The 14,098-nt window shown below is 67.1% G+C and carries 12 protein-coding genes, 1 tRNA gene and 1 pseudogene; 4 read left to right on the top strand and 10 right to left on the bottom strand.

The window, feature by feature from the left end; genetic code table 11:
* Nucleotides 1-75: 75 nt before the first annotated feature.
* A complete protein-coding gene (locus tag LQ955_RS19625) occupies nucleotides 76-1,350 on the bottom strand; it encodes an FAD-dependent oxidoreductase (RefSeq protein ID WP_231026144.1) in 1,275 nt (424 codons plus the stop codon).
* Nucleotides 1,351-1,548: 198 nt separating this feature from the next.
* Between LQ955_RS19625 and LQ955_RS19620 the strand changes: the two genes are divergently transcribed.
* A complete protein-coding gene (locus LQ955_RS19620) occupies nucleotides 1,549-2,412 on the top strand; it encodes a GntR family transcriptional regulator (protein ID WP_231026143.1) in 864 nt (287 codons plus the stop codon).
* On the opposite strand, the gene LQ955_RS19615 is transcribed toward LQ955_RS19620, so the two are convergent.
* The 3 genes from LQ955_RS19615 to LQ955_RS19605 form a co-directional block, all read right to left on the bottom strand.
* Nucleotides 2,360-3,400, bottom strand: coding sequence for a Gfo/Idh/MocA family protein (locus LQ955_RS19615; RefSeq protein ID WP_231026142.1), 1,041 nt, complete (start codon nucleotides 3,398-3,400; stop codon nucleotides 2,360-2,362). The two genes, LQ955_RS19620 and LQ955_RS19615, sit on opposite strands and share 53 nt — an antisense overlap.
* 87 nt (nucleotides 3,401-3,487) lie before the next feature.
* Complete coding sequence (locus tag LQ955_RS19610) at nucleotides 3,488-3,688, bottom strand: hypothetical protein (protein ID WP_231026141.1); 201 nt, start codon at nucleotides 3,686-3,688, stop codon at nucleotides 3,488-3,490.
* Nucleotides 3,689-3,808: 120 nt separating this feature from the next.
* Nucleotides 3,809-4,438, bottom strand: coding sequence for a TetR/AcrR family transcriptional regulator (locus LQ955_RS19605; protein ID WP_231026140.1), 630 nt, complete (start codon nucleotides 4,436-4,438; stop codon nucleotides 3,809-3,811).
* Between the two features lie 49 nt (nucleotides 4,439-4,487).
* Between LQ955_RS19605 and LQ955_RS19600 the strand changes: the two genes are divergently transcribed.
* Complete coding sequence (locus LQ955_RS19600; protein WP_231026139.1) at nucleotides 4,488-5,528, top strand: zinc-binding dehydrogenase; 1,041 nt, start codon at nucleotides 4,488-4,490, stop codon at nucleotides 5,526-5,528.
* A gap of 60 nt (nucleotides 5,529-5,588) precedes the next feature.
* Here LQ955_RS19600 and LQ955_RS19595 read toward each other — a convergent pair whose 3' ends face one another.
* The 6 genes and pseudogenes from LQ955_RS19595 to LQ955_RS19570 form a co-directional block, all read right to left on the bottom strand.
* The gene (locus tag LQ955_RS19595) at nucleotides 5,589-7,190 is read right to left on the bottom strand and encodes an HNH endonuclease signature motif containing protein (protein WP_231026138.1); all 1,602 of its coding nucleotides are present in this window, start codon (nucleotides 7,188-7,190) and stop codon (nucleotides 5,589-5,591) included.
* Between the two features lie 339 nt (nucleotides 7,191-7,529).
* Nucleotides 7,530-8,695 (bottom strand): annotated as a pseudogene (locus tag LQ955_RS19590) (alpha-hydroxy acid oxidase).
* Nucleotides 8,695-9,009, bottom strand: a complete 315-nt coding sequence (locus tag LQ955_RS19585; RefSeq protein WP_231026136.1) for an LLM class flavin-dependent oxidoreductase — start codon at nucleotides 9,007-9,009, stop codon at nucleotides 8,695-8,697. The pseudogene LQ955_RS19590 and the gene LQ955_RS19585 overlap by 1 nt, the downstream one beginning before the upstream one ends.
* A 95-nt stretch (nucleotides 9,010-9,104) precedes the next feature.
* Nucleotides 9,105-10,154 (bottom strand): LLM class flavin-dependent oxidoreductase, encoded by a 1,050-nt coding sequence (locus tag LQ955_RS19580; RefSeq protein WP_231026135.1) that lies wholly within the window; start codon nucleotides 10,152-10,154, stop codon nucleotides 9,105-9,107.
* 131 nt (nucleotides 10,155-10,285) lie between these two features.
* Nucleotides 10,286-11,638: an O-acetylhomoserine aminocarboxypropyltransferase/cysteine synthase family protein gene (locus LQ955_RS19575; protein ID WP_231026134.1), complete on the bottom strand. Its 1,353-nt coding sequence runs from the start codon at nucleotides 11,636-11,638 to the stop codon at nucleotides 10,286-10,288.
* Nucleotides 11,635-13,095: an NtaA/DmoA family FMN-dependent monooxygenase gene (locus tag LQ955_RS19570; RefSeq protein ID WP_231026133.1), complete on the bottom strand. Its 1,461-nt coding sequence runs from the start codon at nucleotides 13,093-13,095 to the stop codon at nucleotides 11,635-11,637. The genes LQ955_RS19575 and LQ955_RS19570 overlap by 4 nt, the downstream gene beginning before the upstream one ends.
* A gap of 176 nt (nucleotides 13,096-13,271) precedes the next feature.
* Between LQ955_RS19570 and LQ955_RS19565 the strand changes: the two genes are divergently transcribed.
* A tRNA-Cys gene (locus tag LQ955_RS19565) sits at nucleotides 13,272-13,342 on the top strand.
* A 45-nt stretch (nucleotides 13,343-13,387) separates the two neighbouring features.
* Nucleotides 13,388-14,065 (top strand): winged helix-turn-helix domain-containing protein, encoded by a 678-nt coding sequence (locus LQ955_RS19560; RefSeq protein WP_231026132.1) that lies wholly within the window; start codon nucleotides 13,388-13,390, stop codon nucleotides 14,063-14,065.
* Nucleotides 14,066-14,098 lie beyond the last annotated feature (33 nt).

Below are 14,098 nucleotides of genomic sequence, written 5' to 3'. Positions count from 1 at the left end.
CTCCTTATATAAGGGGTGCTGGATACAAGAGGTGCTGATCTACCAGTAGTGCGTGATCTATCAGTGGGTGCGTGATCACGTGCTCGTGACGGCCGCTTCGAGTACGGCCGCTGCTGCCTCGACGTCGTGAATGATCGCGTCGGCCACCGTGCGGGCGTCGGCGCGGTTAGCGGGAATGGTTCCGACCGGCCCGCGACGGAACCAGCCGACGCAGTAGAGACCGTCGGCGAGCAGACCGCGCTCGAGGTCGGCGGTCGGCGACGCGATGGCGTCACGGCGCAGCAAAGCGCCTTCGGTTTCGGTGAAGCCGACGGCGGTGCAGACGGAGTCTGTGCTGAGCTCGAGTGTCGCGTCGCGCTGGCCGGCTCCCGGTGTCGCCGTGAAGGTGACGCGTGAGACGCGCGCCTCGCCCGCCTCGCCCGCGTCGCCCACCTCGCCCGCATCGGAGGCAAAGACGCGGTCGGGGGTCCACCCGAAGTGAAAGGCGACGGTGCGGGTTGCCGTGGGTGACGAGCCTTCGACGAGTTCACGAATCGCGTCGGCCTTCGCGGTGCCGTCTGCCGGAGCATCCGTACCCGCGGCCTGAGCAGCGGTCTCGTCGTTCTCGTCGACGTCATCACCGGGGGAATCGCTCGTGAACCGCACGTCGTCGAGCTTGCCGAGCTCACGGATCATCGCGAGGTCGAACTTCGCGGCGTACACGGGTGATCGGCCGACCACATCCATGTGCTCGAGCGGGCCGGCCGTCAGTGCGGCGGCGACTTCGTTCGGCACACCGTGCGAGACGAGCACCTCGGCGGGTGTCAGCATCAGCCGCACCAGGTCGACAGCCACATTGCCATTGCCGACGATGACCGTTCTGCGGCCGATGTGCAGCCCCTGCACGCTCTCGGCCGGATGCCCGTTGATCAGCCGAGTCAACCGGCCCGCGCCGTACACTCCCGCGAGCGGTGCGGCTGCGACCGGCGCGGCGCCGACGGCAGTGGTGGCCGCGGAGTGAAAGGTATCGATCATCCGGTCGGCCCAGAGCCCGGTGGCGAGCACGACGACATCGAAGTCGGCCTGCAACTGGTCGAGAGTGAGGTCGGTGCCGATATCGGTTGCGCCGACGAAAGTCACCCCGTCACGGGCGAACAGCCGATCGAACTGCTTCGCGATGGCCTTGGTGCCGAGATGGTCGGGGGCCACCCCGTAGCGAATGAGGCCGTACGGCGCATCGTGTCGGTCGTAGATCACGATGTCGGCGAGCGACCACCGCTTGCGCAAGAACTGCGCGGTGTAACACCCCGCAGGGCCGGCGCCCACGATGGCGATTCGAGGGGCCGGTTTCGGCGCTGCTGGCTCGTTCACGGCCGTACTCCTGAGTTCTGTGACTGCTCTGACACGATCGCCAAGGTAGCACCACAACCGACCCATACGTAAAGACAAACGAACATTTACAGCAGGTTGCACGGGATTGTAGACAAGCTCGGCTGAATGCCGACCCAGATGAGCCAGAAGAGACGGGCCACGAGACATGAGTGAGAAGAGATGAGCCACAATAGACGGGTGACTCGCTTCGTCGTCGAACCCGACTCCCCCCTCACCGCCTGGGGTCAGGTACAGCGCGATCTTCGCCGCCGCGTCGAGTCGCGCGAATTCGCTCCCGGCTCGCGCATCTCGTCCGAGGCCGAACTCGTTCAGTATTACGGGGTCAGTCGCATGACCGTTCGCCGGGCCATCGAGGCCCTCTCCGCCGAGGGGCTTCTGCGTTCGCGTCGGGGTTCTGGCACCTTCGTCACCGAGATCACCGATCTGCTGCGCTGCGACGTCGATCTGCTGCGGCCGTGGCGCGAGCAGGTGCTCGCCACGGGGCACACCGCTCGTTCGCGGCTCATCGAAACCGCCGAGCACGTGAGCATTCCCGAGGCCCTTCGCCGCGACGTCGAATACGACTCACCCGACGACGTGCGTTTCGGGCGACACATTCAGCAGGTCGACGAGATCGCCATCGGCATCACCGATTCGTGGATGCCCGACCTGCCGTCTGCCGTCTCGACCGCGCTTTCGACGGCGCTGGTCGGCGCCAGCAGTTCGGTGCGCATTTCGTTCGCGACCATCGAGCAGGCCGGCTGGCTGGGCGCCTACCGAGACGTGCCGCTGCTCGAGGTGACAACCGCAAGTCGTCTGCGTGAGACCGGCGAGCTGGTGGAACTGTCGAGAACATCGTGGCTCGCCAGCCGCGTGCGCTTCACCTACGGTCGCTCGTTGACGCTCGGCAACATCGACATGGCAGAGCTGACCGCCCTCGGTGCACAACCGGTACTGGGTGCACAACCGGTACTGGGTGCACAACCGGTACAGGGTGCACAACCGGTTGTTACTGCCACGACGCGTGCGCCTGTCGCAGAATCGCATCGAGCGTCTCGATGATCGAAATCGACTCCCGCGCCGGCATGAGCGGCGACGAAATGCCTCCCGCGGTGATCACCCGCGCGGCCTCCGCCGCTTCGTAACAGAAGGCATCGACGTCTCGCCGCAGGTACGAGTCCACCGCGTCGAGCACCACGCCCCGCGAATCGAGCATCGTCACGCGCGGCGAGAGAAACCACGGCGGCTCGAACGACAGACTCCCCTGCGTGCCCGAGAGGCGCGCGTTCGACGGTGCGTTGACGTACATGCTGGCCATCAGCTGGGAGTAAGCGCCCTGACCATTGCCGAGCGTGATGTTGAGGTGAGCATCCACACCCGTCGGGTCTTGCAGACCGTCGACCGCGACCGTCTCTGTCGGGCCGATGAGCAGCGAGCTCAGCGATGCGAGGTAGATTCCGCGGTCGAGCGTCACGCCGCCGCCCAACTCTGGCGAGAACATGTAGTTGTCGGCATCGTATTCGTTGTAGTCGGCCAAATCGGCCGTCAGGGTGAGCGGCCGCCCGATCAGCCCCGAATCGACCGCCGCACGCGCGATGCGCATGAACGGCAAGAATCGCGGCCACATCGCCTCCATGATGAACAGCCCACGGGCCTCGGATGCCTCGACCATCGCCCGGGCCTGCTGCACGTTCGCGGCGAACGACTTCTCGACGAGCACGTGCTTGCCTGCCTCGAGCGCGAGCATCGCGCAGTCGTAGTGCATGCTCGTCGGAGTGCCGACATAGACGATATCGACCTCGGGGTCGGCCACCAGCTCCTCGTACGAACCGTGGGCCCGGGCGATGCGATGACGCGCGGCGAAGTCCGTGCTCTTGGCGAGGGTGCGCGATCCGGCCGCCTGGAGCTGCTGCCGCGTGTGCGTGCGCAGCGAGGTGGTGAAGCGCTCAGAGATGCTGCCGAGGCCCATGATGCCCCAGCGCAGCGCCGGAGCATCCATCGGGTCTGCAGCTTCGAGAAGCGGCAGAGTGCGCGCTGCGGATTCGGGCATGGGTCGCCTCGCCTTCGTGGCCGTGTTTTGACTATGTTCTTACATAATGACATATGAGAACGAGGTCGCGGCGCCAAGCTCGGCTGCTCAGTCGGCCACCTTCAGGCCGATGAAACCGCGATTCGCGTGTTCAGGCGCGGCGAAATAGGAGCCTCTCCGCAGATCGCAGCAGTGAAACGCACACACGGCGTACACCAGCCGCAACTCTTCGACCCGAAAGGTCAGCACCTCGTCGGCGACCGACTCGCAGCCGAAGACGATGCAGTCGAGCGACTCGTCGTTTGGCATTTCGCACCCGTTCCGGCCGTATCGAAGTAACTTGTGAGGCCGGGGTCTAGGGCTGGCCCTAAAGTAGCACTCGAACCTTGATACTTGACGAGAGTGCGGGCTCAGGCGAGCGGTGCGGCTTCAGAGCATCGCGGCCGCCACGCGGGCCGGCGGCGGCAACTGGATGCCCGTTTCGGGGCCGGGCGCACGAAACGCCTCGATCGCCAGAGCCGAGAAGCGGCGGGCCGCCGCGATGCGCGCATCGAGCGTCGGTGCGGAGATGCCACGGCCTGCCATCAGCACGAGCACGACGTCATCGAGAACAAGATCGCCGCGCATCGACCCGGCCAGCTGCGCGCGCTGACACAGGGCGGCAAGTGAGCGCAAGATGCCCTGCCGATGGGCAGCGATGTCGACAGAATCCCGAAACGTCGACATGAACGCGTCAGTGAAGCCCTGATTGCGGGCGTTCAGCTCGCCGATGCGAAAGAGGAACGAACAGAACCCGCGCCACGGATTTGCGTCGACGCATGCCTCCGCCACGATCGTCTGGCAGGAACGGAGTTCATCGGTAAACGCTTCATCGACCAGAGACTGCTTGGTCGGGAATCGCCGGTACAGCGTCGCGGGGCCGACTCCGGCTCGGCGGGCGATCATCCGCATCGGCACATCGAGGCCGCGCTCAGAGAACAGCTCACGAGCGGCCTCGAGCACGCGCTGCCGGTTTTCTTCGGCGTCGGAGCGCAGCATGTGAGGCAAAGTTTCGGTCACGGTTCTCACTCTAGTCAAGTGGACGCAGGTGTCCATTACGGTCGGATTCATGCAAGCAGTCACAATTCACACATTCGGCGATGCCGGCGGAATGGCAGTCGTCACTCTGCCCGAGCCCAGCCCCGGCGCGGGCCACCTTCTGATCGAGGTCGAAGCCATGGGCGTCGGCGGTGTCGACGCCGTCATTCGGCGCGGCACCCTCGGCAGCGGATTCAGCCCGGGGCTGGTGCCGGGCAGCGAAGTGGCCGGGCGGGTCATCGGTGTCGGCGAGGGCGTCGACCCGTCATGGATCGGCGAGCGAGTCTGGGCCTTCACGGGTGTCAGCGGCGGATATGCCGAACGCGCGGTAGCGGCCCTCGACGATGTCACGCGCCTTCCCGCCGCGCTGTCGGCGATCGATGCGGTGACCCTGGGCAGCGCCGGACCCGTCGCTCACTTCGCGCTCGCTCACGCGCACTTCACGCCGGGCGAAACGCTGCTCGTTCGCGGCGCCTCAGGCAGCATCGGCATCATGGCCGTGCAAATCGCCGCTGCGCAGGGTGCCCGCTCGATCGGCGTCACGACTTCGTCTCGTGATCGCGGCGAACGGCTGCGGATGCTCGGTGCCGATCGCCTGCTCGACCGCTCGGGTGCTGAGCTGGGCGAGCCGGCAACGGCAGAGTCGGCAACGCAGTCGACGGCGCAGTCAGCAGCGCCGTCACCGCAGTACGACGTCGCCCTGCAGTCACCGCTGTACGACGTCGTGCTCGACGTCGTGGCAGGCGCGGCAATGCCGGCATTCTTCGACGCTCTCGCCCCGAATGGTCGGCTGGTGTCGGTCGGGGTCGTCGGCGGGTATCCCCCGGCAGACTTCGGCATGGCGCTCATGCGCGCGTTTCAGCGATCCCTCTCGTTCAGCACCTTCAGCCTCAACACCGTGCCCATATCCGAGCGCAATCGCATACGTGCCGAGCAGTTCGACGCGGCCGCTCGTGGCGAGCTGCGCGCCGTCGTTCATGACGTGCTTCCCCTCCACGAGGCATCCGAAGCCCATCGCCGCATGGACGCAGGCGAGGTCTTCGGCCGAATCGTGCTGACTCCGGAAGACTGATGGGGTCGGCGTCGGCGTGTGCGTTGGCGTCGACGGTTTCGGCGCGGAGGCGCCCTTCAGCTATTCGGTGTCGGTGAATCTCGGGCGTGCGGGTGTGTTGTCGCGTCTTCGTCGATTGAACGCGTCTGGTGGCCCGGTTTTCGTGAGTCGGTCTGAGGTTTGTCGGCACCGTTGGGGTCGTTGTTGATGGTCGACCCATTTCGGTGGGATCAGATGCGGCACCCCGTCGACCATGACAAGCCGCCAGTCGGCCGTGTGTAAGTGGTTGTGGTGGAACTTGCACAACAACGCACCATTACACACATCCGTCACACCAGGCAGGTGGGTGTCGTCTTTCCAGTCCACAACATGGTGGCTCTCGCAGAACTGTGGGGGCCGGTTACAGCCCTTCCACACACACCCGCCATCACGTGCGGCGAGAGCCCGGTTCTGCGCCGCACTGAACAGGCGCTTCGTTTTCCCGAGGTGCAGCACTTCCCCGTGCGCACCGAACACGGTCGTGACGATGTCGGCGTGGCAGAGAGTCTGCGCGACCACCGATGCCGGCACGGGCTCGTCGATGCCGTCGATCCACCCCACCCCACGCCCAGAGACAACATCGTCGAGGGTGGCGTGGATGTTCAGCACCGGCCGGGCACCGTTGATCTGCGGCATCCCCGGCAACCCCGCAGCGACCCGGATGACTTCCGTGAACACATCCACCCGACGCTGCGGCAAAGTACGCGTATCCACCACTACCGCCCCAGCGTCGTCATCGATGGCGGTGGCCGTGTCGGTGGCGGTGGCGGTGGCGAGGATGCCGGCTCCAGCCGCGTCGCCGGCGCCTGGTGTGCCGGGGTCGAAGGAGACGTGTCCGGCGACTCTGGGGCTGGAGATCGCATGATCAACCGCCATCCACACCCCACCCTGCTCCGGCGTCAGCACCCCGTTCACCCGGACACACCCTGAGCGGGTGTTCGAGAATGTCAGCCCGCGTTTCGCTTCCAAATCTTTGTACCGGGGTTCGGCGCCGTCCGCGTCGAGCGACTCTCTCGCCCGGACAGCGAGGCCGCGAATGTCATCCGCACCGAACCCCACCCCGCCGATACCGTCGACAGCCCAGTCAACGAGCTGCCGTTCGACCGCACGGATCTCCTCCGTGCCGCAGTTCGGGGCCGCCTCCGACAGCGGCCGCACGATCGCTTCAGCAGTATCAATACCGATCAGACCCGACCGTAAAGCGTCTTCCACCTCCGGGAACTTCGACGGGACCAGCATCCCGACCACGACCGACGGCAACACGCCCACCCCCAGCTTGATCCGGCTTCTCGCTGTCGACCTCGCTACCGACGTCGACGCAACAATCAGTTCGACCGCGTTCGCGAACCCCTGTTTGCGTGCGAGTGACTCCTCCCCCAGCTCGTGTCTGCTCCGGTCGGCGATATCCCCAGCCACCTGCGTACGCAACCCGTCCACCAGCCTGCCTAGCCGCTCCACTGCTACCAGACCGGCCAATAATTCTTCGTCGGCAAGCCCGCAGGGCGCGGCAGCCCGGAACACCCCACACTCACCACACGCCGCAACTGCCTCCGCTAACAGCACACCCAACGACACCCGAACATGCTCGGGATCGTTGGGGCCGTCGGCAGTACTGCCGGTGGGCGGTGGAGGTGTTGCGGACATAGACCGATCATACCACAATCCCGAGGTATTCTCACTAACAAAGTGGCTCCGAACCACGGGAATCCGCACCCCGAAACACCCACCCCGGGCATCCCGGGCTGCCGCGCCCTGCCGGGCTTGCCACCAAACGACCTACCGCACCCCCACAAATATCAGCACCCACCGACACCGAGACCCGCCGGACACCTCCCCGAGACGGTCACCGATAAACCGGAGATGGGCGGTTTTCTGGTGGCGGTGGATGGCGAGACGAAGCAGAAGTAGAGACAGCGAGGGCAACAGCTACAGAAGCTGCCACAGCCACAGAATCAGAAAACGCGACAGCTACGCCGCCAGCGTCTACGCCCGATACCGCACCAAATCGCGCCCGATCGACCCCACCGTCGGCGCCCCCGCGAGCGCAAGTGCCCGCTCGAATTGCTGCACCAACTCCAACAGCAGCGCAGCAACGCCCGCCTCACCACTCTGCACGAGCGCGCGGGCGACCGGACGCCCGACGAGCACACCCGACGCGCCGAGGGCGAGCGCTCGCAGAACGTCTTCGCCGCTGCGGATCCCGCCGTCGACGAGCACCGTCGAGCCACGACCGGCGGCACCGGCGGCATCCGCAGCACCCGCAGCATCCACGGCACCCACGGCACCGGCGGAACCGGCCCCACCCACAGCACCCACAGCCTCCACGATCTCGCGAAGCACCTCCGCGGTCGGCAGTGTCGCGTCGAGCTGCCGGCCGCCGTGGTTCGAAACCACGACTCCGGCGGCACCCGCATCCACGGCCAGGCGCGCGTCGTCGGCTCGCATGATGCCCTTGGCCAGGACTGGCAGCCCGGTGAAGTCGCGGATCCACGCGATGTCTTCGAGCGCGAGGTCGGGGGTCGCGCCGAGGGCCGACGCAGGGAGGCCGTCGAAGTTCGCCGCCCATCCGCTGGCGCCCCTCAGATCGGTGAAGGCGGTGCCGGTACGGAACGGATGCGGTGTCGCTGTCGTCGGCGCGTCGACGGTGAGTGCGATGCCGAAGGCTCCCGCGCGAACCGTTCGCTCGAGAAACGGCTTGACCAGTTCCCGGTCGCGAAACAGATACAACTGCTGCAGAAACGGTCCCGAAACCGAGGCGACCGACTCGACGGGGAGCGAACTGCTGCTCGAGAGGGCGAATCCGACGCCGTTGGCGCGCGCGGCCCGCGCGGTGGCCCTTTCGGCTTCAGCGTCGGCGATGCCGTGCACGGCCCACGGGCGACGAAGATCGGCGTGGCGAGCGGATGCCCGAGCACGGTCGTCGACGTATCGAGCCGACTCACATCCCGAAACATGCGGGGCCGCAGCGCCCACCGCTGCCACGCCTCCTCGTTCCAGCGCGCGGTCAGCCCCGAACCCGCAGCGCCGTCGATGTATGCGAGAGCAGCAGCCCGCGACTCCGCAGTGGGCTCGAGCCGCGGGCCGGCTGCCGGGGCCGAAGATCCGCCTGCCCGGGACGAGCCGCCGACTCCCGAAGCACCGCCCGCCACTAGTGCGTCCGCAACTCGAGCTGAGGCTCGACGTAGGGCGCAGTTCGCGCGGCGACCGGATGATCATCCCCTCGTTCGAGCAGCGGCCCCCACTCCCGGCCGGGCAGGTCGCGGCGCCGCACCGACAGCACCACGGTCGGGGCCGTCGCAAGAAAGCCCTGCTCGTGATGCTCGCCGATGCCCACACTGTCGAAACCGAGGCTCTCGGCGAACACCGCATTGTCGACGACCCGGTGCAGTCGTTCGCGAGCCCTCAGCGGCGCTTCGCCGAGGGCACCGGATGCCGAGATCAAGTCGATCGTGATGAATTTCATGGGCGGGTCAGGGTCCTTTCGAGGGTCGCGCGGGCTCTGGGTCGCGCCGGCCCAGGGCCGTGCGGGCAGAGTCGTGCGGGCAGAGTCGCGCGCGTTCACAGCCCGAGCTGCTCTTCCCGCTGCCGAACGAGCGGGATCACGTCAGCGGCGAACCTCTTGAGTTCGGGCAGATTCGGCGAGAACTGCAGAAGCAGCAGACCGAGCCCGGCTTTCTCGAACTCGACGATCGTGTCGGCGACCGCTTCGGTCGTGCCGACGAGCCCCGGCCGCAGGCCCCGGTTCGAGACCGAATAGTCCTTCAGCGTGATCTCGAGGTCGAGTTCGGATTTTTCGACGAACTCGGTGAAGCTGGCAAAACTCGGCCCCGGCTGCACTTCTGTAATGCGCGCGAGTTCGGCACGGGCATCCGCTTCGGTGTCGCGCACGATGGCGAACGCGGCCATGCCGACGGTCTCGAGGGGTGGCCTGCCGTGCAGGTCGCGGCGGCGGCCGAGGTCGGCGATCTTCTCGCGAATCTCGTCGACCGTTCCGCCGTGCGTCACGTACGCGTCGGCGAACCGGCTGATGGAATCACGGCCGGCCTCGCTCTCGCCGCCGGCGTAGATGGTCGGCCGGTGCAGCGGTTTGGGCTCGGCGTAGGTGCCGTCGAACTGGTAGAACGAGCCGTCGAACGAGAAGGGCGTCTCGCTCCACAGCCCGCGCAGCACCGCCACGAACTCTTCGGTGCGACGGTAACGCTCGTCGTGCTCGGCGAAGATGCCGCCGTACTGCCGAGCCTCCTCGGCCCACCACGCCGACACGACGTTCAGCGAGAAGCGGCCGCCGCTGATCTCGTCGATGGTGGCAGCCTGTTTGGCGGCAATAGCGGGGAGGTGAAAACCGGGTCTGACCGCCGCCATGATCTCGATCGATTGTGTGACCGCGGCCAGGCCGGCGGCGACGGTCCAGGCGTCGAGACGGGGGCTGGGCATGCCCTTCTGGTCGTTGAGGTTGAGCTCGGGCACCAGCGTCACGTCGAAGCCCGAGGCCTCTGCTTCGAGCGCGATCGCCTTGATGTGCTCGAAGGTGGCGGGCGTATTCTCGTCGGGAATGTTGCGGAGCCAGCCGCCGTTCAGCGGCGACCAATAGCCGAATCTCATTGTCATCGTTCTTCGATTGTGCCCTGCCGTTCGCAGCGCACAGAGTTTCACATCCTCACGCCCGTCATCTGACGCAATGAGCCGTCACCCGGTGTAACAACTGCCTTACGCGGTACCCGCAACCCCCGGCGAGAAGGTCAGGAGAGGGCGCGGTCGAGGTCGGCGAGCAGATCGCCGGGGTCTTCGACGCCCACGGAGAGACGCACAAGGCCGGGGGCGATGCCGAGCCGCGAACGCAGCTCGGGCGTGAACGAGGCGTGCGTGGTGGTGGCCGGGTGCAGCGCCATCGACCGCACGTCGCCGATGTTCGTCATGTGGCTGAACACCCGCAACCGGTTGAGAAAGCGCCGCGCTCCCGCCTCGCCGCCCGCAATGGTCACGGCGAACACCGATCCGGTGCGTCCGCCGTAGAGCCGCTGGGCGAGCTCGAACCGCGGGTTGCCGGGCAGTCCGGCGTAGTCGACGCTTTCGACCTTCGGATGCCCGGCGAGCCACTCGGCGACGTGCGCCGCATTGGCGAGGTGCTCTTTCATGCGAACAGTCAGTGTCTCGATGCCCTGGTGCAGTAAGAACGCGTTGAACGGCGACAGCGCCGGACCGATGTCGTTCACGACACCCTCTCGTGCCGCCCGGGCATAGGCCGTCGGGCCGTAGCGGTCGAGGTTCGACAGCACCCCGGCGCGCGGCGCCTCGGTGATGAGGGGGTACGACCGGCCCGCCCCGGCCCAGTCGAAGCGCCCGCCGTCGACGATCGTGCCCGACAGAGCCGCACCGTGACCGCTCAAGAACTTGGTGGACGAGTGCACCACGATGGCGGCGCCGTGCTCGAACGGCCGGATCAGGTACGGCGTCGCGATGGTGTTGTCGACCACGAGAGGCAGTCCGTGCCGCTCGGCGACGCGCGCAACGCGGGCGATGTCGACGATGTCGTTCTTCGGGTTCGGAATGGTCTCGGTGAAGATGGCCTTGGTGTCGGGGCCGATCATCCGTTCCCACTCGCAGTCGTCGCCGGACGACCTGCCGCTCGAGCCGCCTGCCGAGTCACCGCCCGAGTCGTCACCCCAGACGTAGTCGACGCCGATTCCCATGCGCCTGAAGCTGCGCCCGAACAGAATGCGGGTTCCGCTGTAGATGCTCGCCGTCGACACGATGCGGTCGCCCGACTGGGCGAGCGCGAAGAGCGCCGCGGTGATGGCCGCCTGGCCGCTCGAGACGACGATGGCCTCGGTGCCGCCCTCGAGCGAGGCGATGCGCCGCTCGGCGACCGTGCCCGACGGGTTGCGCTGGCGGGAGTAGATCAGTCCGTCGGCGTCACCGGAGAACCGGCTTCGAGCGTCGTCGAACGAATCGAAGCGGTACCCGGCCGTCATGGCGATGGGCGAGACGCGCGCGCCGCTGGTGAGGTCTTCGCGTTCGCCCGCGTGCACCTGGCGGGTGGCGAAGCCGTAGCCGTCCCAGTCGTACTCGGGGTCGTTGCGGTCGTCGCTCACGAGGTCGCCCCGGTGTCGCACGGGCGACGGGCGGCTGCCGGCGCCACTGGCGCCGCCGTCGAGCCGGCTCTGGCAGGCGCCGCCGTGCGTAAATGCTCCCGCAACGTCGTACCTTCGTACTGCTCACGAAAGAGCCCCCGACGCCGCAGTTCCGGCAGCACCAGCTCGGCGAACGACTCGAACTGCTCGTGCAGGTACGCGCTGAGAATGGTGAATCCGTCGACCGCGCTCGAGCGATACCAGGTCTCGATGGTGTCGGCGATATCGGCGGGAGAACCGACGACCACAGGCGCGTCGATGAGCTGAGCGACCAGAAGGTGCCGGTAGGTGGGCACCCGGCGTGAACCGACGACCCGTCCCGAGCGCTTCTCGTCGATCTCGAGCAGCTTGCGCCCAGCTGCGTTGAATCGCAACGAGTCGGCCGGCGTCACGGGGTCGTCGAATTCTCGTTCGCTCAGCGGCAGACCCACGAGCTGGGTGATGTGCGCCGCGGTGCGGTGCGCTCCCAGAACAGAGAGGTCGGGCGCGCCGGCATCGCCGTGCAGAACAGTGAGCGAAACGAGCTGGTCGTAGAGATCCTGAGCCGCACGACGGGTCGGCGCCACGAGGGGCAGCAGGGGTGCCACGACCTTCAGATCGCCCCGAGCCCGACCGGCGGCCTCGACCAAGAGACCCATGTCGCGATAGGCCTTGATGGCCTCACCGAGGCTCGACGGCGAGGTGAGATACACCTCTGCGACCGTCGCGGCGAATGCACGGGCTCTCGGGGACGAGCCCGCGAAGGCCAACGGCACACTGCCCTGTATCGGCGGCAGCGTGTTCAGCGGCCCGCGCACCGAAAAGGATTCTCCGTGGTGCTCGAGCGCTCTCAGCCGGGAGGAGTCGATGAGCCTGCCGGCGACCGAGTCTCGGCTGAACAATGCCGGTTGCACGCTCGCCCACAGCCCCCGCAACACGGTCACGTACTCTTCGGCAACCGCGAATCGGTTCGCGCCCGTACCGGCGGGCGTGGCGGAGAAGTTGGCGGCCGCCCGCGGATCACTGCCGATCAGCAGATTCAGCCCGAAGCGCCCCTCGCTCAGCAGGTCGATCGAGGCGGCGGTTCGCGCAGCGGCGTACGGCTCGGTATAGGTCAGACTGACCGTGCCGACCAGCCCGATTCGCGACGTCACTGCGGCGAGAAACGCGGGAGTGCTCAACGGATCGGTACGCACCAGCAGATGTGGGTCGGTGAGCTCGAGCTCCGCTCCCGTCGAGAGCCAGTCGCCGAAGTACAGAAAGTCGAAGGCGGCCGCCTCTGCCACCGCCGCGACCCGCTTGAGCGCCGAAACGTCGTCGGCCGGGTCGGAGTGAGCCCCGGGCATCCGCCACCCCGAGGCGAACGCGCCGAGGGTGCGCACTGCCACACCGAGCGTCAGCTGCCCGGAACGCTCGTGCCACGCAGGGGTGTCGCTCATCTCTTGAAGCTATGCCGCGGCCCGGGCTTTCACCAACGCGGCCGTAACAAAGCTGCACACTGCGAAATGTAAAGCGGCCACGCAACAGAGCGAGACACAGAGTCACGAGTCGTCATCTTGATTGAGGGGCCTTGCACTGTCGCCGCAGACTCGGCATATCGAAGAAATTCGGTTGTCGCGGTGTGCCCGAGAGGCCAGGGAGCAGCCTGCAAAGCTGTGTACGCGGGTTCGATTCCCGTCGCCGCGTCGAGGTTTCACGAGAGCGAGAAACCTGAGACGAGAGGGCGAACGGATGACCGGTCACGACGACACAGCGAACGAACCCGCCGAGGCGCGCGGGTTCGCTCTCTATGTCGGAATCGACGAGTTCCACGCCCTCGCCGACGGAACCACGCTCACCGAGATGGCCGCCGCGCTGAAGGCCCTGGTGCAGAGGATCGCGCCGAGCGCCCAGACCTACACGTCGATCGCGGTCGCTCCGAGCAACGCGGGTGGGCGTGACCTCGACGTGGTGAAGCGCTCGTCGAGTCAGCAGGTGCCCCTTCACTCGCCGAACGCGGGCGCGCGGGTAGGCGCGGCGGCCGCCCACCTCGGCGGCGGCGCGGGCAGCGCGGGCAGCGGGAGCGCCGCCGGTGGTGACGATTCGGAGACGGTCGTCATCGACCTCTCGCGTCAGCGCATGGTCATCCGCGGCCAGGTGAGGATGCTCACCTCCATGGAATTCGAGCTGCTGCAGTACCTCGTAGAGAACGAGGGCAGCGCCGTCAGCCGCCGAGAGCTGGTCGGCGTGCTGTGGTCTGACGAATCCGGCGACCAGGCGAGCGCCCGCACCATCGACGTTCACGTTCGGCGGTTGCGGGTGAAGCTCGGCGCCGAGGCCGACCTCGTGCGCACCGTGCACGGCGTCGGTTACGTCTTCAACCGCGGCTCGAACGTGCGGATCCGCCCCCGCCGCGACGCACCCCAGTAGCCCGACCCGCGGTGTTTCGGCGCTCGCGCGGTG

It is taken from the genome of Subtercola endophyticus, from assembly GCF_021044565.1.
Taxonomy (GTDB): Bacteria; Actinomycetota; Actinomycetes; order Actinomycetales; family Microbacteriaceae; genus Subtercola; species Subtercola endophyticus.
This window is presented reverse-complemented; position numbering and strand designations above follow the sequence as displayed.

Bases quoted from the DNA above. Each gene is read 5' to 3' on its own strand.
- LQ955_RS19595 (WP_231026138.1), bottom strand. From the start codon at position 7,190: ATGTCCGCAACACCTCCACCGCCCACCGGCAGTACTGCCGACGGCCCC.
- LQ955_RS19560 (WP_231026132.1), top strand. From the start codon at position 13,388: ATGACCGGTCACGACGACACAGCGAACGAACCCGCCGAGGCGCGCGGG.
- LQ955_RS19585 (WP_231026136.1), bottom strand. From the start codon at position 9,009: ATGAAATTCATCACGATCGACTTGATCTCGGCATCCGGTGCCCTCGGC.
- LQ955_RS19610 (WP_231026141.1), bottom strand. From the start codon at position 3,688: ATGCCAAACGACGAGTCGCTCGACTGCATCGTCTTCGGCTGCGAGTCG.
- LQ955_RS19600 (WP_231026139.1), top strand. From the start codon at position 4,488: ATGCAAGCAGTCACAATTCACACATTCGGCGATGCCGGCGGAATGGCA.
- LQ955_RS19580 (WP_231026135.1), bottom strand. From the start codon at position 10,154: ATGACAATGAGATTCGGCTATTGGTCGCCGCTGAACGGCGGCTGGCTC.
- LQ955_RS19570 (WP_231026133.1), bottom strand. From the start codon at position 13,095: ATGAGCGACACCCCTGCGTGGCACGAGCGTTCCGGGCAGCTGACGCTC.
- LQ955_RS19615 (WP_231026142.1), bottom strand. From the start codon at position 3,400: ATGCCCGAATCCGCAGCGCGCACTCTGCCGCTTCTCGAAGCTGCAGAC.